Raw genomic sequence first — 17,044 nt, 5'->3', positions numbered from 1 at the left:
GCCCTGAGTGACGAATTGCGGATCGAGGATCTGGTAGTGGGTGACGGCAAGGCGGTGGTCAAGGGCGCCCTGATCACCACCCACTACGAGGGCTGGCTGGACGAAGGCACCCTGTTCGATTCATCCCGCGCCAAGGGCCGGCCCTTCCAGTGCGTGATCGGCACCGGCCGAGTGATCAAGGGCTGGGACCAGGGGTTGATGGGCATGCGGGTGGGCGGCAAGCGGCGCCTGGAGGTACCGGCGGCGCTCGCCTATGGCGAACGTCAGGTCGGTGCGCTGATCAAGCCGCACTCCAGCCTGACTTTTGAAATCGAATTGCTGGAAGTCTTGACGCGGGACGATTGAGGCCTGGCCAACTTCAGTTCGGTGCCTTGGTATTCCGGCGTACCAGCTCGAGCTGGGCTTCGAGCACGCTCAGCCGGGCAAACTCACGGGTGTAGATGACGAATTGCTCCTGAAAGCTCTGCCGGCTCCGGGCGAGATCCTGTCGATGACTGCGAATCTGCTCTTCGAGCGTCTGCAGCCGCTGCTGGGTGGTTTGCGTCATGGCACCTACTCCTTGTGCTTGGGGTGTCAATCGGACTCTAACCGTGCCCTGACAAATCGAGCTAGAGCCGTTCGTCGTCGCTAAACTACCGCCACAGAGCCGTTTCGTATCGTTGATGCGCTTCCGTGCTGCGTGAAAGGCGCGTTTTTCCTTACCGATCGGTCAAGAAAAAAGGCAACGAACCTCGAGAGGTTCGTTGCTTTCAGGACAGGCTCAGCGAAAAGCTAGCGCGGGCCTACCGCCGTGCAGGCGTTGCTGGCATCGACATACTTCTTCAGGGTCGGCCACTGCGGCCGCTCCACGCCATTGACCGGCTCCACCGCCAGCGGGGCAGCTCCCCAACCCGGACCCGCCGCCCAGTAGGTTAGCGGCATGCAGTTCTGCTGCAGATAGGCCAGCAGATTGTCGGTGGCGGTCAGCCAGCGGCTGTCGCCAGCCGGTACGCCGAACTCGGCGATCATGCCTCGCTTGCCGTTGCGCTTGAGCCATTCGACGAAGGGCTTGACGCGGTTGACCCCTACCTGCGGATCGAAGTTGTTCATGTTCTGCGCGGCGTAACTGCCACTGCCATCCTCATCGAGGTAGACGTTGGCTGCGTAGATGATGTTGTTGGCCGGATCCTTCAGATTGAGCAAGGCATTGCTCGCGCTCGGCCAGTTGGCCGCGCTACCCCAGGCATTGCCCTGGACGATCACCGGGTGGGTGCGGTCCATGGTGCGCACCCCGTCGATGCCGGACTGCGCCGTCACCGGCCAGCTGCTGTCGGCGCCATTGGGCTTGCCCATGATGTCATAGCCATAGAGCGCGGCATGGTTGCCCCACTGGTAGGCCAGACGGTACATCAGATCCCAGTAGTTGAAGTTGGTGACGGTACCGGTGCCGATCAGGGTGCCCTTGTAGCGCCCGCCGTTATCCAGCGCCAGGATCACCTTCATGTTGTACTTCTTGGCCAGCTCCAGCACCTGGGTGACCTGCTGGGTGTACGCCCCTTCCAGGCTCCCGAAGAAAAGTGTCTGCAGACGTTCCCAGATCACCGGAAAGCGGATCAGCCGCACGCCCTTGGCGCTCCACTGCTGAAAGTTGGCCTCGCCCGGCATGATGTAGTTGACGTTGAGGACCCCGGGAAGCGTCTGAGGCGCAAAGGCGGCACCCGAGAAGTTCAGCCCCAGCAGATTGAGCTTGGCGCTGTTGGCAGGCGTACCGCTCGATCCCGTCGGCGCGGCCGCGGAACCGGCTGCCGGCGTGGTAGAGCCTGTGGATCCCGAGCTGCCGGTTCCGGTGGCAGGCTTCACCTCGACCACCGGCGCCGTCGCGGCCGGCGTCGCGCTGCCGGAGTTATTGCTGGAGTTGCTGCCCGAGCTGGAGCTGCCCGTACTGCCCGTCGTGGTCCCGGGCACCGTCGCCGGCGTGCCGGAGGTGGTGGTGCCGGTCTTCAGGGTCTTGGGATAGCCATAGGCATTGCCGTCGAGCTGCGGGCTCTCGATGAAGACGCTCATGTTGCTGCCGACGACCTGGGCATAGGTCACCTTGTAGCTCTTGCCATCGGCTGGCGTGAGCTGCGCGCCCACCTTGAAGGCGCCCACGTTGGCGGCCGACGCCGGAATGGAGAAGCCGGCCGACTTGCGATAGACGCCATGCAGCCAGTCTTCGTTGGTGAAATCGTTGATCGAAGTAGTCACCCCGGTCGTGGTCGAGGCGCCAGTATTGCCGGTGCCCGCAGGGGTACCGGTGCCCGTGCTGCTACCGCTGCTCGAACCGCCGCTGCCGCTGCTGGAGCCACCGCTGCTGCCCGTGGAGCCGCTGGAGCCGCCCGTGGCTCCGGAGCCACTGGCCGGCGTACTGCCGGTGCCACTGGCAAGCGGGCCGATGGCGGTGCAGCTGCTGTCATCGATGTATTTCTTCAGGGTCGGCCACTGCGGTCGGTCGGCACCGTTGACGGGCTCCACCGACAGGAAGTAGTTGCCCCAGCCCGGACCCGCCGCCCAGTAGGTCGAAGGAATGCAGTTCTGTTTGAGATAGGCCAGCATTCGGTCCATCAGCGGCAGCCAGCGGGGGTCGTTATCCGGCACGCCGAATTCGCCGATCATGCCCTTCTTCTTGTTCTTCTTCAGCCATTCGACGAAGGGGCGCACACGCTCCACGCCGTAGTCCTGGCTCAGCTTGCCGACATCGATACCGGTGTAGTTGCCGCCGGCGCTCTCGTCGAAATAGGAATGCGCCTGGAAGATCAGGTTATCGGACGGATCCTTGAGCGCCAGCAGGGAGTCGTTCCACAGTGGCCAGCGGGTTGCCTCCGACCAGCCATTGCCCTCGATCATGATGGGCTTGGTCTTGTCCACCGCGCGGACCCCGTTGATGCCGTACTGGGCGGCGATCGGCCACTGGGCCATGGAGTCGTGGGGCTCGTTCATGATGTCGTAGGCGTACAGCGACGGCTGACTGCTCCAGCGCTGCGCGATCCGGGTCATGATCTCCTGGTAGCGGTCATAGGGCACCGCCGCGCTGCCGATCACCGACCCGCGATAGAAGGTGTAGTTGTGCAGGTCGAGGATGATGCGCATGCCGTACTTCTGCGCATTGGCGAAGGTCTGGTCCACCAGCGCCGCATAGGTCGGGTCCAGCGGACCGCCCAGCACCGGTTGCAGGCGCTCCCAGATGATCGGGAAGCGGATCAGCTTGATGCCCTTGCCACTCCACTGCTTGAAGTAGGCCTCGACGGGAAAGATGTAGTGGGTGCCATTGACGCCCGGCAGTACCTGACCCGCGAACCCGGCCCCGGACAGATTGAGGCCGACCAGATTGACCTGCTCGGCCTTGGCACCGGTAGCCAGGGTCAGGGCGGCAACGAAGGGCAGCACCTGGGCGGCCCTGAGGGAAAACTTCAGGAAGGATGGATTCATCATCACCAACTGCGCTAAATCGACAGCGCGCTCCCTGAACACTGGCCGATATGAAGTGAGAGAAGAGTCGCGCAGTTATGCCTGACGCGACGTTGCCTCCAGGCACCCTGACCTATACAAGCCACATGCCAACTTCATAGCCAATGACTATGGCCACTATTTAGACATCATCAAGAACAAATACAAGCAATTGATTATTAATGATTTTTTCAAATAACCGCTCATCGCCGCCGACAGATGAATCCTTTCACCTAGAGTTGTCAGCGCTTCAACTCCAGTCCGCCGTCAAATTTATTCCTCCAACTATCAGACAACCGCCCAAAAGTTCCCGAAGGTGCCAAAAAAAGTAAGTCGCAGATTAACGTGAAACAGATCACATAATCATTACTGAGGAACTGCCCATCTCTTGCCCGGGTCATGGCTATAACCTCTTCCGGAGCACTCCATGACCTCCCTTACCCTTGCGACCTACAACGTCAACGGCATTCGTGCCCGGCTGCCCGTCCTCCTGCAATGGCTGGAGCGGGAGCAGCCCGACATCGTCTGCCTGCAGGAACTGAAGGCGAAGTGTGCCGACTTTCCGCGGGCGGAACTGGAAGCTGCGGGGTATGGTGCGCTGTGGGATGGTCAGCCTTCCTGGAATGGGGTCGCCATCCTGGCGCGCGACGACCAGCCACTGGAGATTCGCCGGGGCCTGCCGGGAATGGCCGACGACCCGCAACGCCGCTACCTGGAGGCGGCGGTGAAAGGCGTGGTGGTCGCCAGCCTCTATCTACCCAACGGCAATCCCTGGCCGGGCCCCAAATTCGACTACAAGCTGACCTGGTTCGAGCGCTTCATCCAGCATGCCCAGGGGCTGAGCGAAAGTGGCCATCCCGTAGTGCTGGCGGGTGACTACAACGTGGTGCCGACCGATAGGGACATCTACGATCCCAAGTCCTGGCGCAAGGACGCTCTGCTGCAACCCGAGAGTCGTGCCTGTTTCGAACGCCTGCTGGGTCAGGGATGGCTGGACGCCGTGCGGGCCTGCCATCCGGATGAGGCGATCTACACCTACTGGGACTACTTCCGCCAACGCTGGCAGCGCAATTCGGGTCTGCGCATCGACCACTTGCTGCTGAGTCCGACGCTGCAGGACGCCTTGCAGGAAGCCGGGGTACATCGCTGGGTACGCGACCTGGAAAAGACCAGCGACCATGCCCCCACCTGGATCCGCTTCAAGGCATCTCGCTGAGCGTTCAGGCGTCACGCAGCAGGTCGTTGGCATTGAGCAGCGCGAAGAGCACTTCCGGACGCTGGTTGAGGCCGCGGCGCACGGCCGCCGGTATCGACTGCTGGAGTTTGCGGCACAGGCCCGGTCGTGGCTGCAGCGCGATGAGCATGCCACGGGCGCTGCGCACCTCTCCGGGTCCCGGCTCGATGTCCAGGCGGATACCGAGCTGCTCCTGCAAGCGCTGCTGCAGGCGCTGCAAATCGGCAGCGCTGGCGACGTTTTCCAGACGCTCCAGCAGCCGCTGCTCTTCCTGGCGATTGAGCAGGAGCGCCCGCGCATCAGCGGCGGGATCCGCCAGCACGGCTTCACGCTCGCAGGTGCAGACGCCAGCGGGACAGGGCGCACGCAGGGAAGGCATCCGAATTCAATTCCTCTTCTTCAGGGCGACCGAGACGTTCTGGCCGCTTCATGCCGGCGATAGTGGCAGCTGTGCCCAGTCTTTTGGCAGACCCTCGGACCAACGCCCTGATTCCTCGGCTTACCGCCGACAACCAGATCAATCGACTTAAAATAACCAAAAACTCTAGATGCATAGCGAAAGCTTATTTTTTTGCATAACGGGTCAGAGGATAGGATAGTGCTTTGACTGCCTATGACTTCGCCATGCCCACGCTCTCACCCGACCTTCTTATCGTTCCTGCAGATCAGCAAAGCGCCCTGACCATCCGCGCCAAGGCACTGGCCTTCGCCGATCCGCGCTCCCGAGAGCTGCTCGAACACCTGGATAAGCGGGCGCCGCAACCCCATCCCGTGGTGCTCCTGGGCGAATGGGGAACTGGTCGTGAGCTGCTGGCACGTCGGCTACACGAGCGCAGCGGCAGGACCGGGCTGTTCAGCAGCCTGAATTGCGCCGCACTCAGTCGTCGCCATGGGGCTGCCGAACTGTTCGGCTATGTTCCCCGAGCCTATGCCGGCACCTCTGGCAGCCGCGTGGGCTGGTTCGGTACCGCCCATGGAGGCAGCCTCTATCTCGACGAGATCGCCGACCTGCCTGGCGAATTGCAGGAAGAGCTGCTGGACGTACTACTGGATGGCAGCATCCTGCGTCTGGGCAGTAGCGTGCGCACGCCTGTGGATGTCCGCCTGATTGCCGGTTCCAGCGTGGACCTGGCACGGGCGGTCGAGGCTGGCAACTTCTCTGCGCGTCTCTGGGCGCTCCTTGCGCCGGGTCTGGTGCCCGTGCCGCCGCTGCGCGAGCGCCCGGCCGACCTGCTGCCCCTGGCCCGGCATTTCCTCCAGCAGCATGCCGACCGCCTCGATCGCAGGGCGCCTGAGCTGACCACCGAGGACGAAACGGCGCTACTCGCCTATCCCTGGCCAGGAAACGTCCGCGAACTTGAACAGGTTCTCCATACCGCCCTGCTGACTGCCTCGACGTCAGGGCTCCAGCTTGGCAAGCTGCTGCCCTGGTCTTCCAAGACGCGCTGAACTCCGCCGACAGACGGCAGTCCTAGCCGCGTATACCACTTTGCTCGAGTCCTACCATGACCGCCCTGTCCAATCAGTCGATGCCCACTCCGCCATAGCCAGCGGCTGCCACCTTTCTTCGTAAAGGTGACCAGAAACCTCGATTTGTCGCCTCGTGCGGCAGGTTTCGGTTCGCGCAGGAAAAGCCCGCGGCTTTTCAGCAATCGACTACTTTGGATTACGCCTTCAGCAGAAGACGTTCAGGCATGGTTTCATGAATATTGTGATCACTGGCCGCTCCGGCCAGGTTTCGCGCGCCTTGCAGCGCGAGTTCGGTAGCACCCATCAATTGACCGTGCTCGGTCAAGCGGATCTGGACCTCGCCCAGACCGGACGACTGCGGGCAGCTTTCGACCGCCTGGAACCCGACCTCATCCTCAACGCCGCCGCCTATACCGCCGTGGATCAGGCTGAAGAGGACAGCGAGCGCGCCGAGGCCATCAACGCCCGCGCGCCTCAGATCCTGGCCGAGCTGGCACGCGAACGGGATATTCCCTTCGTGCACTACTCGTCCGATTACGTCTTCGACGGCAGCCGTCGCCACCCCTATACCGAGACCTGCAATCCGGCGCCCCTGAGCGTCTATGGTCGCTCCAAGCTGGCGGGTGAAGAGGCGGTGCTGGCAGCTGGAGGTCGCGCACTGGTGCTGCGCACCTCCTGGGTCTACTCCCATGACGGCCAGTGCTTCTTCAATACCATGCGCCAGCTGCTGGCCGAGCGCGACGAACTCCACGTAGTCGAGGATCAGCTCGGCGCCCCCACCTGGGCACCCACCATCGCCACCACCACGCGCCAGCTGGTCGAACGCCTGCGGGAGCAGGGCGATGTCGGCGGCCTCTATCACCTGACCAATGCCGGCCAGACCTCCTGGTACGGCTTCGCTGCCGCCATCGCCGAGCGCCTGGCGCAACGCGGCGAGCTGCGTGCCCGCCTCTACCCGACAACAACCGAACACTACCCAACGCCGGCCACGCGACCGCTCTATTCCTGCCTGGACTGCCGCAAGATCGAGGCGGTCCTGCCGGCCGCCTTGCCGCACTGGCAGGCCGACTTCGACCGCTGCTGGGCGTTGTTCGAGCGCGACAGACAGCTGAACTGAGCGTGCAGGACCCCGGCGGATCTATCCGCCGGGTCGCCCCAGATCGAAGGTCAGGAGGGGTGTCTTCCCTCACTGTAGCTCCCGCTCGTCACTCTCGCGGGTGGGCTCAGCCATGTCGTCGCCTGTCCCTTCCCGGATGATCCTGGCAGATCGTGAGGGTGATCCCGTCGTCGTTCGTGATGGTCTCCAGGCTGGTCATGTCGGATACGAAGGCGACCGACCCTGGCCGCGACAGTTGTCGGCCGTCGAACGATCCGGCCTGAGATCAGAAGGCGCCCCCTACCGCGCCCGCCGACCACCCAGGGCTTCAGCCAATACCTCTTGTCCGTTCAGCGGAAAAAAAAGCTGATCGCGCTATCGATCCCATCCAGACTGTTCATCAGCAGTCGATAAGATCCATGGCGATACTCTCCAACAAGAACAGCAGCCGGAGCCTCCCATGCCAGAAGAATACGAAAGCGATATCCGTCCCTGTGCAAGATCGGTACGGAAATCCGATTTCAATGAAATGGCCGCCGCCGTGGCCGCCGCCATCTCCGTCTGGGCCCTGGCCACCCTGATCGCCGTCATCGCGGGCTATCACGGCAGTGGGGCGACCAACACCATCAACCTGCTGGTGATGGTCTCGGGAGGTCTGGGATTCGTTGGACGCCGCTGGCAACTGGGACGTCGATAGCGGTCTAGGACCTGCGCCAAGCCCCTGGAGCAGCACCAACAATCTGCCTACTGATTCTCACAAAGGGCGGAACTGTTTATCATAGGCGCCCTGAAATCATGGCAGGGATGCTCATGTCTTATCTGGTCTTGACCCGTCGCACCGACGAAATCATCAATCTATCCCTCAAGCCGGGAGCTGATGAAGAACAGCTGCTGGATCTGCTGTTCAATGGCGGCATCAACATCCGTATCCTCAAGGTGCAGGGCGACCGCGTGCAGATAGGCGTCCAGGCGCCTGCCGACATCAGCATCATGCGTCAGGAGTTGCTGCCCTTCTAGGTCGGCCGGTAACCGCCAGGCGCTACCTGGACCAGGGCGAGTGGCGATTGCGTACGTACTCGAAGCGCCCCTCCAGTCCCCGCCATTCCACACCCTGCCACAGTTCGGGAGCCAGCGTCCCTTCGGCCTGCAGATCCGCACGATAGTGGGGGAAGAACGGCTGGCCATTGCGCAGCACGATCACGTTGTGGCGCTCCTCGATCTGGGCGATGAGGTCCAGAACGGCTTCGGACGAGCGTCCGCCGCTCAGGCAATAGCAGCTGCCATATTGGTGCAGCATGCTTTCGAAGCGGTAACGATAGAGGGTGCAGCGATCGGTTTCGAGGTGAACGCTCTGCCCCTTGGCATCCTGCAAGGCGTGATGAACGCAGTGGTCGCAATCCTCGAATTCCTGCCGCGACTCCACCCACTCACCGAGAAACTGCTTCTTCCACCGCCACACCAGCAGCCCACGATCTTCAGGCCGTGAGTACACGCTGACCTTGTAGAACATCGCTCGACTCCTCTTATTGTTATGCGCCGAAGCCATCGTCCAACGGCTGCCGCCTGCTGCTCGGCCATCGGAGATCGCACGCTCTATGGCGTACATTTCCAGCATCGCTCCATTTGCCCGAAGCGTCCAGCCATTCCCAGACGCCGATCACTACCGCCCGACGGCATGCAGCGACCATGGACAGCGGTGCGTTGGCTGCCGAACCAGCCGCAGCTTCGTCCAGCGTCGATACCAGATGCCGGCGGTCCCACTTCGTAAATAATCCGCATTAGACCGGGACAAACTTCCGATCCAGAGCCGAAATCCGGCCAATAAAAAACCCCGAGGTGCCTGGCACACTCGGGGTTTTTCGTAATTGGCGGAGAGATAGGGATTTGAACCCTAGGAGCCATTGCTGACTCAACGGATTTCGAATCCGTCCCGTTCGACCACTCCGGCATCTCTCCAACGCGGCGCATGATACCAGCGATGCGCGCAAAAGCGAACAAGCAATTGCAAAAAAAGCTCTGGTATCAGCGGCTTGCGTTTAGAGCGGGACGCCCAGGCGCTGGGCGACCTCTTCGTAGGCCTCGATCACGCCGCCCAGCCCCTGGCGGAAGCGATCCTTGTCCATCTTCTTGCGGGTTTCCTTGTCCCACAGGCGGCTGCCGTCCGGGCTGAATTCGTCGCCCAGCACGACCTTGCCATGGAACAGGCCGAATTCCAGCTTGAAGTCCACCAGCAGCAGGCCAGCATCATCGAACAGCTGCTTGAGGATGTCGTTGATGCGGAAGGTCAGCGACTTCATCTCGGCCAACTGGTCGAGGGTGGCCCAGCCAAAGGCCTGGACGTGGCTTTCGTTGACCATCGGATCGTGCAGCGCATCGTTCTTCAGGAAGAGTTCGAAGGTCGGCGGCGTCAGCTCCAGGCCCTCTTCCACGCCCAGACGGCGCACCAGGCTGCCGGCGGCGAAGTTGCGCACCACGCACTCCACCGGAATCATCTCCAGCTTCTTGACCAGGCATTCGTTGTCGCCCAGCAGTTGCTCGAACTGGGTGGGGATGCCGGCGGCTTCGAGCTTCTGCATGACGAAGGCATTGAACTTGTTGTTCACCATGCCCTTGCGCTCGAGTTGCTCGATGCGCTCGCCATCGAAGGCAGAGGTGTCGTTGCGGAACAACAGGACCAGGCGATCGGGATCGTCGGTAGTGAATACCGACTTGGCCTTGCCACGGTAGAGTTCTGCGCGTTTTTCCATCTTGGACTCCGGTTCGAATGGCTTGCAGGCTGTGGACGAACGCAGGTGAGACGACCGGTTCGGAACGAGTACAGCCGGGAAGCGCAGTTTACATAGGATCGTGGATCTTTTGGCCGTGCAGCAGCACCCGGCCGCCAAAGAAAAACCTGGTCAGCGCCTCAGGCGATGGCCTGCCACTCCAGTCCCTGCTGCTGATCGGCGATCTGCAGCCAGTCCGCGTCGCAGCCCAGCGCGTTGGTGAAGCAGGCGCGGGCAAGCCAGGGGTTGTTGTTCTTCTCGCTCAGGTGGGCGAGCACCAGATGCTGCAGGCGCGGACAGGCCAGCTCCATCACCAGGTCAGCCGATTGCCGGTTGTTGAGATGCCCGCGCACCCCGCCGACCCGTGCCTTGAGGTGATAGGGATAGGGTCCCGCGGCGAGCATGTTGCTGTCGTGGTTGGCTTCGATCACCAGGGCATCCAGGCCGCGGTAATGCGCCAGCACCCCTGGGGTCGCCTCGCCGAGATCGGTGAGCACGCCCAGGCGCTTGCGGCCGTCGTCGAAGACGAACTGGGTCGGCTCCAGGGCGTCGTGGGACACCTGCACCACCGTCACTTCCAGCGCATCCAGTACCAGCCGTTCGCCGTCCACCAGCAGCCCCTGGGCCGCCACCGGCTTGCGCAGGCCACGCCCGGTACCGGCACTGTAATAGACCGGCACCCCGTGCTTGCGCGCCAGCAGCTCGACGCCCTGCACGTGATCGGAGTGTTCGTGGGTGACCAGGACGGCGTCCAGCTGGGCAGGTACCACACCCAGCCGGGCCAGGCGACGTTCGGCTTCCCGCAGGGAGAAGCCGCAGTCGATCAGCACATAGCTGTTATGGCTGTGCACCAGGGTCGAGTTGCCCCGACTGCCGCTGCCCAGGATTGCGAAGCGCATATTGCATGCTCGTCTGAAGCTTTTTCAGCACGCCTTCGGCGATGTCCTGGGGTGCTGCGGTGTTGATGGTCTTGTCCAGGGTAACCTGGACGGTGTTGCCCACCGAGGTGAGGCGCACCTGGAAGCGCCGGGCGCGGGCGTCTTCCTCTTCCTTGGTCTCGCCCTTGCCGAACAAGCGGCCGAAGAAGCCCGGCTTGCGTTCTTCAGGCTTCTGCGCGCCTTCGGCGATGTTCACGTAGTAGACGCCCAGGCTGCGATCCATGTCGTCGACGCGGATGTCGGCGCCTTCGATGGCGCGACCCACGCTGGACCAGGCGCGATTCAGATCGCTTTCCAGCACCAGCATGGGCACGCCGCTGCCGTCGACCTCGTAGGTCACGCGCTCCGGGGTGTCGTAGCCACCGGCGGCCAGCAGCGAGACCGAGCCACTGCCCTGCTCGCTGCGGTCCAGGCCGGCCAGCACCTGATTCAGCAGGGCGTCATCGAGCGCCGAGCTGTTCTGGCTGCTGGACCAGGACGGCTCGCTGGAGCTGCCCTGGCTGCGGGTCTGGGTCTGGAGGAAGATCTCGCTGCTGCCCGACTGTACGCCCGGCTCGATGCGCAGACGGGTGCGCAGCTCGTTGCCCGGTTGCAGGCGGCCGTTGGTGCTCAGGCTGCGCGCCAGCGGCGTCGACAGCTCGGTGGGCGCCTGCCAGGCGGTGATGATCTCACCGGTCTGCGGGCGCTCTTCGGCAATGCGGAAGCCATTGTCGGTCAGGTACTGACGAGCCACCGGCCAGACGTTGGCCGGGACCTTCTGGGCGGCCAGCCAGCGGGCATTGCCGCTACGCTGCACGCTGAACTGTTCGTTGCCACTGCCCTGGACGGCCAGCGCCTGGGGTTTCGGCACTTCGAAGCCATAGGAGCGATTCTGGGTATCGGCCACATTGGCCGGAATCGGCAACAGCGGATCCATTGGCTTGGCCTGGACATCTGTCGGCACCTGCATAGGGCCGGTCTCGCGGGATTCGAGATAGTCATTGCCGCGATCGCGGAAATAGCCATGCTCGCCCCACACCCAGCTGCAGCCACTGGCGGCGGCCACGGCCAGACCCAGCGTCGTCAAACCCAGAACACGTTTCATCGACTGCTTCCTAATCACGCCAGCACTCCCGCCTGACGCAGGGCCTGACGTACCACTTCGTGGCAGCGCGAGCTGAGCCAGGTCAGCGGCAGACGGATACCGGCGTCGATCATGCCCATTTCATGCAGGGCCCACTTCACCGGGATCGGATTCGATTCGATGAACAGATTCTTGTGCAGCGGCATCAGCTGTTCGTTGAGCGCGCGTGCGGTGTCGGCATCGCCGCGCATGGCGGCGGCGCAGAGTTCACTCATGGCGCGCGGCGCGACATTGGCGGTCACCGAGATGTTGCCCTTGCCACCCAGCAGCATGAGTTCGGCGGCGGTGGCGTCATCGCCCGAGTAGACCAGAAAGTCCTTGCTGACCCGGGAGAGAATGTCGCGTGCGCGCGCCAGGTCGCCGGTGGCTTCCTTGATGCCGATGATGTTCGGCACCTTGGCCAGCCGCTCGACGGTCTCGGCCAGCATGTCGCAGGCGGTGCGGCCCGGCACGTTGTAGAGGATCTGCGGGATGGCGACGGTTTCGGCGATCATGCGGAAGTGCTGATACAGCCCTTCCTGGGTCGGCTTGTTGTAGTAGGGCACGACCAGCAGACAGGCGTCGGCGCCCGCGTCCTTGGCGGCGCGGGTCAGGTCGATGGCCTCCCGGGTGGAATTGCCACCGGTACCGGCGATCACCGGGATGCGGCCCTTGACCTGCTCGACCACATGACGGATCACGGCTACGTGCTCGTCCACGTCGACCGTGGCGGATTCACCCGAGGTGCCCACCGCGACGATGGCGTCGGTGCCTTCGGCGAGATGGAAGTCCACCAGCTTGGTCAGGTTGTCCCAGTCGATACGCCCCTGGGCGTCCATAGGGGTGACCAGCGCCACCATGCTCCCCGCAATCATGCAACCGCTCCTGCCGGAAAAAGAGAGCGGTAATGGTACTGACGCCTCTGCGCCAGCACAAGCAACGTGCCCCCAACGGGCATTCCCCCCGCGAGCGCTTTTCGCTACCCTTTCGCCTTTGCCAGTCTGTATCTCCCTCCTGCCAGGAACCCTAATGTCCGCTACCCCCCCGATTCGCGAACAATTTCTCGTCATCAGTGCGCTGGGCGCCAATCCCATGGAGCTGACCAACGTGCTCTACCGCAGCTGCATGGACAATCGCTGTGCGGTAGTCAGCAGCCGGCTGAGCCGGCACGGGGAATACAGCGCGCTGATCCTGCAGGTCTCCGGCAACTGGGACGGCCTGGCGCGCCTCGAAGGCGGCCTCGCCGGCCTTGGCAAGCGCCACGGCTTCACCGTCGGCGTCACCCGCAGCGCCGCCCTGGAGAATCGTCCCCAGGCGCTGCCGTACGTCGTCTATGTCAGCGCTGCCTACCGCCCGGACATCCTCAACGAACTCTGCCAGTTCTTCGCCGACCACAAGATCGAAGTGGAGAATCTGGTCTGCGATTCCTACCAGGCGCCCCAGACCGGCGGCACCATGCTCAACGCCACCATCACCGTGACCCTGCCCGCCGGCACCCAGATCAGCTGGCTGCGCGATCAGTTCCTGGATTTCGCCGACGCCCTCAATCTGGATGCCCTGATCGAGCCCTGGCGGCCGCAGAGCAACTGACCGAACCCGCAAGGAGCTGCCCATGAGCGTGACCCTCGACCAACCGCTTCCGGATTTTCAGGCCCAGGCCACCAGCGGCCTCGAGGTCTCGCCCGCCAGCCTGCGCGGTCGCCAGGCGGTGCTGTACTTCTACCCCAAGGACAACACCCCCGGCTGCACCACTCAGGGCCAGGGCTTTCGCGATCTGCACGAGCAGTTCCAGGCGGCCGATACCCTGATCCTGGGCGTCAGCCGTGACAGCCTGCGCACCCACGAGAATTTCCGCACCAAGCAGGGCTTTCCCTTCGAGCTGATCAGCGACAAGGACGAGACCCTCTGCCAGCTGTTCGACGTGATGCGGCAGAAGAAGCTCTATGGCAAGGACTACATCGGCGTGGATCGCAGTACCTTCCTCATCGACCGGGAAGGCGTGGTACGCCAGATCTGGCGCGGCGTGAAGGTCCCCGGGCATGTCGCCGAGGTGCTGGCCGCCGCGCAGGCACTCAACCAGGCCTGATCAGGCCTTGCGCAGCCAGTAGCGAAACGTCTCCCCTGCCACCTCTTCGCCCACCAGGGCATGCCCCGACAGCTTGGCGAACGTGCGGAAGTCGCGTTGCGAACCGGCATCGGTCGCGACCACGGCCAGTACCTCGCCGGAAGCCAGCCGATTGAGTTCCAGCTTGGCCTTGAGCAGCGGCATGGGGCAACTCAGGCCGCTGGCGTCCAGCTGGGCGGTCACGGCGCCGGTGTAGGGTTGGCTCAGATCGGCCATGGGATTCTCCATTGGGGGCTGCGTCAGTGCCTGGGGTTGCTAGGCACCCAGACGACGGGCCGCTAAAGTAGCGCTTTTGCGGCCACGAGTCTTGCCATGAACGTCCTGCGCCCCGCCCTGCTGTCCCTGGCGCTGCTCGCCGCGCCCTTTCTGGCGCAGGGGGCGAACGATCTGCCGTCGCTGGGCGATGCCAGCTCTTCGATCGTCTCGCCCGAGCAGGAGTTTCAGATGGGCCGCGCCTGGCTGAGCATGCTCCGCGGCCAGGTCCCGACCATCAACGATCCGCAGCTCAAGCAATTCGTCGAACAGACCGTCTACAAGCTGGCCGAGACCAGCGACCTGCAGGATCACCGCCTGGTCTTCATCCTGATCAAGGACCCCGAGATCAACGCCTTCGCCGCGCCCGGCGGGGTGATCGGGGTGAATGGTGGGCTGTTCCTCAAATCGGAAACCGAAGCCGAGTACGCGGCGGTCATGGCCCACGAACTGGGTCACCTGATCCAGCGCCACTTCGCCCGCGGGGTGGAAAACCAGCAACGCATGCAGCTGCCGCTGATGGCGGCCCTGCTCGCCGGAATCGTTGCGGCCGCGGCCGGCGGTGGCGACGTGGGAATCGCCGCCATCGCCTCGACCCAGGCGGCGGCGATCCAGAGCCAGTTGCGCTTTTCCCGCCTTAACGAGCAGGAGGCTGACCGCGTCGGCATCGTCAATCTTGAGCGCGCCGGCTACGATCCGCGTGCCATGCCGGAGATGTTCGGTCGGCTCGCCCGCCAGTATCGCTATGACCGTACCCCACCGGAGTTCCTGCTGACTCACCCGGTCACCGACAGCCGGATCGCCGATACCCAGGCGCGCGCCGAGCGTTTTCCCAAGGGCGGCGTCGAGGACAGCAAGCGCTTCCAGCTGATGAAGGTGCGCACCCAGATGTACTTCGAGGAGACCGCCGGCCTGCTGGTGAAGCGCTATCGCGCCCAGCTGCAGGAGGCTCCGGACAACGATCCGGTGCGCTATGGCCTGGCCATGGGACTGACCAAGCAGGGCCAGCTAAACGAGGCGCGCGACACCCTCTCGCCGCTGCTGCGCAAGGCCCCGGACGACATCAGCTACAACCTCGCCCAGGTCGATCTGGACATTACCGCCAATCGCCTGCCTGACGCTCAGAAACGCGTGCAGCGGCTGATGGACCTCTATCCGGACGATCTGGCCGTGAGTCTGGCCCAGGTAGACATGCTCGGCCGCACCAAGCAGGCCAAGGCCGCCAGCCAGTTGCTCGACAAACTGATCAAGCAGCGGCCGATTGATCCGGACCTGTGGAATCAGGCGGCGGACGTTCGCGGCCAGGCCGGGGATCTGGTCGGGGTGCATCAGGCACGAGCCGAGTACTTCGCCCTGACCGGGGACTACAACCAGGCGATCCAGCAATTGGGGTTCGCCAAGCAGCGCGCCGCCAGCAACTATCAGCTGGCCGCGCGGATCGACGCCCGCCAGCAGGAAATGATCGCCCAGCGCAAGCTGAGCGAAGAGATCCTGCGCTAGGCGTTACCCTTGGTCTGCAGCTGCAGCGCCTGGGTGAAGTCGAGCATGCGCTTGAGCGGCTTGACCGCCCGGGGGATGAGCGCCGGATCGACCAGCACCTCGCCGGAGCCGTCGAGCAGGCAGTTGAGGGTGCGCTCCAGGGTGTTCATCGCCATCCAGGGACAGTGGGCGCAGCTGCGACAGGCGGCGCCGTTGCCGGCGGTGGGCGCCTCGATGAAGGTCTTGTCGGGGCAGGCCTGCTGCATCTTGTAGAAGATGCCGCGATCGGTGGCGACGATGAACTGGCGATTGGGCAGTGTCTGGGCCGCCTTGATCATCTGGCTGGTGGAGCCGACATGGTCGGCCAGCTCGATCACCGCCTCGGGCGACTCGGGATGCACCAGGATGGCCGCTTCCGGATAGAGCCGCTTGAGGTCTTCCAGCTGGCTGGCCTTGAACTCCTCGTGGACGATGCAGGAGCCTTCCCACAGCAGCATGTCGGCACCGGTTTCGCGCTGGATATAGCGACCCAGGTGGCGATCGGGCGCCCAGAGGATGGCCTCGTCGTTGTCCATCAGATGCTCGACGATGTCCAGCGCGCAGCCGGAGGTGACCACCCAGTCCGCGCGGGCCTTCACCGCGGCCGAGGTGTTGGCGTAGACCACCACGGTACGCTCGGGATGCTGGTCGCAGAAGGCGGAGAATTCCTCCACCGGGCAACCCAGGTCCAGGGAGCACGTGGCCTCCAGGGTCGGCATCAGCACGCGCTTTTCCGGATTGAGGATCTTGGCCGTCTCGCCCATGAACTTGACCCCGGCCACCACCACGGTGGACGCCGGGTGGCGATTGCCGAAGCGGGCCATCTCCAGGGAATCGGCGACGCAACCGCCGGTCTCCTCGGCCAGCGCCTGGATCAGCGGATCGGTGTAGTAATGGGCGAGCAGCACCGCGTTCTGCGCCTTGAGCTCGCGGGCGATGGCGGTCTTGTAGGCCGCGATCTCGTCCGGCCCGAGCGCCTTGGGCTGCTTGGCGGCCAGATGGGCCTGGACCAGGAGACGTTCGGAAATCTGCACCATGGCGGGTACCTGAAAACGGGGGTCGTCAAGGCCGCGCATCAT

Annotated in this window: 19 protein-coding genes and 1 tRNA gene; 9 read left to right on the top strand and 11 right to left on the bottom strand. The window is 63.7% G+C overall.

The genetic code is table 11. The features are described 5' to 3' along the window. Positions 1-3 precede the first annotated feature (3 nt). Positions 4-345, top strand: coding sequence for an FKBP-type peptidyl-prolyl cis-trans isomerase (locus QE444_RS11795; protein WP_273862902.1), 342 nt, complete (start codon positions 4-6; stop codon positions 343-345). A gap of 13 nt (positions 346-358) precedes the next feature. Here the strand turns inward: QE444_RS11795 and QE444_RS11790 are convergent, their stop codons facing one another. Continuing rightward, the gene (locus QE444_RS11790; RefSeq protein WP_187978998.1) at positions 359-547 is read right to left on the bottom strand and encodes a hypothetical protein; all 189 of its coding nucleotides are present in this window, start codon (positions 545-547) and stop codon (positions 359-361) included. Positions 548-771: 224 nt separating this feature from the next. Beyond that, positions 772-3,450 (bottom strand): cellulase family glycosylhydrolase, encoded by a 2,679-nt coding sequence (locus QE444_RS11785; protein ID WP_309738669.1) that lies wholly within the window; start codon positions 3,448-3,450, stop codon positions 772-774. Positions 3,451-3,892: 442 nt separating this feature from the next. On the opposite strand from QE444_RS11785, the gene xth reads away from it, so the two are divergent. After that, the gene (xth, locus tag QE444_RS11780) at positions 3,893-4,681 is read left to right on the top strand and encodes an exodeoxyribonuclease III (RefSeq protein WP_309738667.1); all 789 of its coding nucleotides are present in this window, start codon (positions 3,893-3,895) and stop codon (positions 4,679-4,681) included. A 4-nt stretch (positions 4,682-4,685) separates the two neighbouring features. Here xth and QE444_RS11775 read toward each other — a convergent pair whose 3' ends face one another. After that, on the bottom strand, positions 4,686-5,078 hold the full coding sequence (locus tag QE444_RS11775) for a hypothetical protein (protein WP_309738665.1): 393 nt from the start codon (positions 5,076-5,078) through the stop codon (positions 4,686-4,688). A 224-nt stretch (positions 5,079-5,302) separates the two neighbouring features. Between QE444_RS11775 and QE444_RS11770 the strand changes: the two genes are divergently transcribed. The 4 genes from QE444_RS11770 to QE444_RS11755 all read left to right on the top strand — a co-directional run bounded on the left by QE444_RS11770 (position 5,303) and on the right by QE444_RS11755 (position 8,282). Beyond that, complete coding sequence (locus tag QE444_RS11770) at positions 5,303-6,148, top strand: sigma 54-interacting transcriptional regulator (protein ID WP_309738663.1); 846 nt, start codon at positions 5,303-5,305, stop codon at positions 6,146-6,148. 202 nt (positions 6,149-6,350) lie between these two features. Further along, entirely contained in the window at positions 6,351-7,286 is a 936-nt protein-coding gene (rfbD, locus tag QE444_RS11765; RefSeq protein ID WP_405046468.1) for a dTDP-4-dehydrorhamnose reductase, read from the top strand. A 439-nt stretch (positions 7,287-7,725) separates the two neighbouring features. After that, on the top strand, positions 7,726-7,962 hold the full coding sequence (locus QE444_RS11760; RefSeq protein WP_309738659.1) for a hypothetical protein: 237 nt from the start codon (positions 7,726-7,728) through the stop codon (positions 7,960-7,962). Positions 7,963-8,075: 113 nt separating this feature from the next. Beyond that, a complete protein-coding gene (locus QE444_RS11755) occupies positions 8,076-8,282 on the top strand; it encodes a carbon storage regulator (RefSeq protein WP_187978991.1) in 207 nt (68 codons plus the stop codon). Between the two features lie 22 nt (positions 8,283-8,304). Here QE444_RS11755 and QE444_RS11750 read toward each other — a convergent pair whose 3' ends face one another. From QE444_RS11750 to dapA, 6 genes are all read right to left on the bottom strand, one after another. After that, positions 8,305-8,775: a hypothetical protein gene (locus QE444_RS11750; protein ID WP_158896513.1), complete on the bottom strand. Its 471-nt coding sequence runs from the start codon at positions 8,773-8,775 to the stop codon at positions 8,305-8,307. A 356-nt stretch (positions 8,776-9,131) separates the two neighbouring features. Next, positions 9,132-9,221, bottom strand: a tRNA-Ser gene (locus QE444_RS11745). 80 nt (positions 9,222-9,301) lie between these two features. Next, positions 9,302-10,012 carry a phosphoribosylaminoimidazolesuccinocarboxamide synthase gene (purC, locus tag QE444_RS11740; RefSeq protein ID WP_309738656.1) on the bottom strand — a complete coding sequence of 237 codons (711 nt, stop codon included), beginning with the start codon at positions 10,010-10,012 and terminating at the stop codon, positions 9,302-9,304. A 158-nt stretch (positions 10,013-10,170) separates the two neighbouring features. After that, positions 10,171-10,929, bottom strand: coding sequence for an MBL fold metallo-hydrolase (locus tag QE444_RS11735; RefSeq protein WP_309738654.1), 759 nt, complete (start codon positions 10,927-10,929; stop codon positions 10,171-10,173). After that, positions 10,868-12,052 (bottom strand): outer membrane protein assembly factor BamC, encoded by a 1,185-nt coding sequence (bamC, locus tag QE444_RS11730; RefSeq protein WP_309738652.1) that lies wholly within the window; start codon positions 12,050-12,052, stop codon positions 10,868-10,870. Before bamC ends, QE444_RS11735 begins: the two co-directional genes overlap by 62 nt. A gap of 14 nt (positions 12,053-12,066) precedes the next feature. Beyond that, on the bottom strand, positions 12,067-12,945 hold the full coding sequence (gene dapA / locus QE444_RS11725) for a 4-hydroxy-tetrahydrodipicolinate synthase (protein ID WP_280307044.1): 879 nt from the start codon (positions 12,943-12,945) through the stop codon (positions 12,067-12,069). Positions 12,946-13,099: 154 nt separating this feature from the next. Here dapA and QE444_RS11720 point away from each other — a divergent pair, with 154 nt between their 5' ends. Continuing rightward, a complete protein-coding gene (locus QE444_RS11720) occupies positions 13,100-13,660 on the top strand; it encodes a glycine cleavage system protein R (RefSeq protein WP_007162770.1) in 561 nt (186 codons plus the stop codon). Between the two features lie 22 nt (positions 13,661-13,682). Next, a complete protein-coding gene (locus QE444_RS11715; protein ID WP_133859407.1) occupies positions 13,683-14,156 on the top strand; it encodes a peroxiredoxin in 474 nt (157 codons plus the stop codon). On the opposite strand, the gene QE444_RS11710 is transcribed toward QE444_RS11715, so the two are convergent. Continuing rightward, the gene (locus QE444_RS11710) at positions 14,157-14,411 is read right to left on the bottom strand and encodes a sulfurtransferase TusA family protein (protein ID WP_273862906.1); all 255 of its coding nucleotides are present in this window, start codon (positions 14,409-14,411) and stop codon (positions 14,157-14,159) included. Between the two features lie 96 nt (positions 14,412-14,507). On the opposite strand from QE444_RS11710, the gene QE444_RS11705 reads away from it, so the two are divergent. Next, on the top strand, positions 14,508-15,947 hold the full coding sequence (locus QE444_RS11705; RefSeq protein WP_309738648.1) for a M48 family metalloprotease: 1,440 nt from the start codon (positions 14,508-14,510) through the stop codon (positions 15,945-15,947). On the opposite strand, the gene nadA is transcribed toward QE444_RS11705, so the two are convergent. Continuing rightward, positions 15,944-17,002 carry a quinolinate synthase NadA gene (nadA, locus tag QE444_RS11700; RefSeq protein WP_309741980.1) on the bottom strand — a complete coding sequence of 353 codons (1,059 nt, stop codon included), beginning with the start codon at positions 17,000-17,002 and terminating at the stop codon, positions 15,944-15,946. The genes QE444_RS11705 and nadA overlap by 4 nt on opposite strands. Between the last annotated feature and the right edge of the window lie 42 nt (positions 17,003-17,044).

Origin of the sequence: Pseudomonas sp. SORGH_AS_0199, assembly GCF_031453735.1 — a bacterium.
Classification (GTDB): domain Bacteria; phylum Pseudomonadota; class Gammaproteobacteria; order Pseudomonadales; family Pseudomonadaceae; genus Chryseomonas; species Chryseomonas aestiva.
This window is presented reverse-complemented; position numbering and strand designations above follow the sequence as displayed.

Coding starts and splice junctions, on each gene's coding strand:
- QE444_RS11760 (WP_309738659.1), top strand. CDS start 7,726: ATGCCAGAAGAATACGAAAGCGATATCCGTCCCTGTGCAAGATCGGTA.
- nadA (WP_309741980.1), bottom strand. CDS start 17,002: ATGGTGCAGATTTCCGAACGTCTCCTGGTCCAGGCCCATCTGGCCGCC.
- QE444_RS11750 (WP_158896513.1), bottom strand. CDS start 8,775: ATGTTCTACAAGGTCAGCGTGTACTCACGGCCTGAAGATCGTGGGCTG.
- QE444_RS11755 (WP_187978991.1), top strand. CDS start 8,076: ATGTCTTATCTGGTCTTGACCCGTCGCACCGACGAAATCATCAATCTA.
- dapA (WP_280307044.1), bottom strand. CDS start 12,945: ATGATTGCGGGGAGCATGGTGGCGCTGGTCACCCCTATGGACGCCCAG.
- bamC (WP_309738652.1), bottom strand. CDS start 12,052: ATGAAACGTGTTCTGGGTTTGACGACGCTGGGTCTGGCCGTGGCCGCC.
- QE444_RS11775 (WP_309738665.1), bottom strand. CDS start 5,078: ATGCCTTCCCTGCGTGCGCCCTGTCCCGCTGGCGTCTGCACCTGCGAG.
- QE444_RS11790 (WP_187978998.1), bottom strand. CDS start 547: ATGACGCAAACCACCCAGCAGCGGCTGCAGACGCTCGAAGAGCAGATT.
- QE444_RS11715 (WP_133859407.1), top strand. CDS start 13,683: ATGAGCGTGACCCTCGACCAACCGCTTCCGGATTTTCAGGCCCAGGCC.
- QE444_RS11710 (WP_273862906.1), bottom strand. CDS start 14,411: ATGGCCGATCTGAGCCAACCCTACACCGGCGCCGTGACCGCCCAGCTG.
- xth (WP_309738667.1), top strand. CDS start 3,893: ATGACCTCCCTTACCCTTGCGACCTACAACGTCAACGGCATTCGTGCC.
- QE444_RS11735 (WP_309738654.1), bottom strand. CDS start 10,929: ATGCGCTTCGCAATCCTGGGCAGCGGCAGTCGGGGCAACTCGACCCTG.
- QE444_RS11785 (WP_309738669.1), bottom strand. CDS start 3,450: ATGATGAATCCATCCTTCCTGAAGTTTTCCCTCAGGGCCGCCCAGGTG.
- purC (WP_309738656.1), bottom strand. CDS start 10,012: ATGGAAAAACGCGCAGAACTCTACCGTGGCAAGGCCAAGTCGGTATTC.
- QE444_RS11705 (WP_309738648.1), top strand. CDS start 14,508: ATGAACGTCCTGCGCCCCGCCCTGCTGTCCCTGGCGCTGCTCGCCGCG.
- QE444_RS11720 (WP_007162770.1), top strand. CDS start 13,100: ATGTCCGCTACCCCCCCGATTCGCGAACAATTTCTCGTCATCAGTGCG.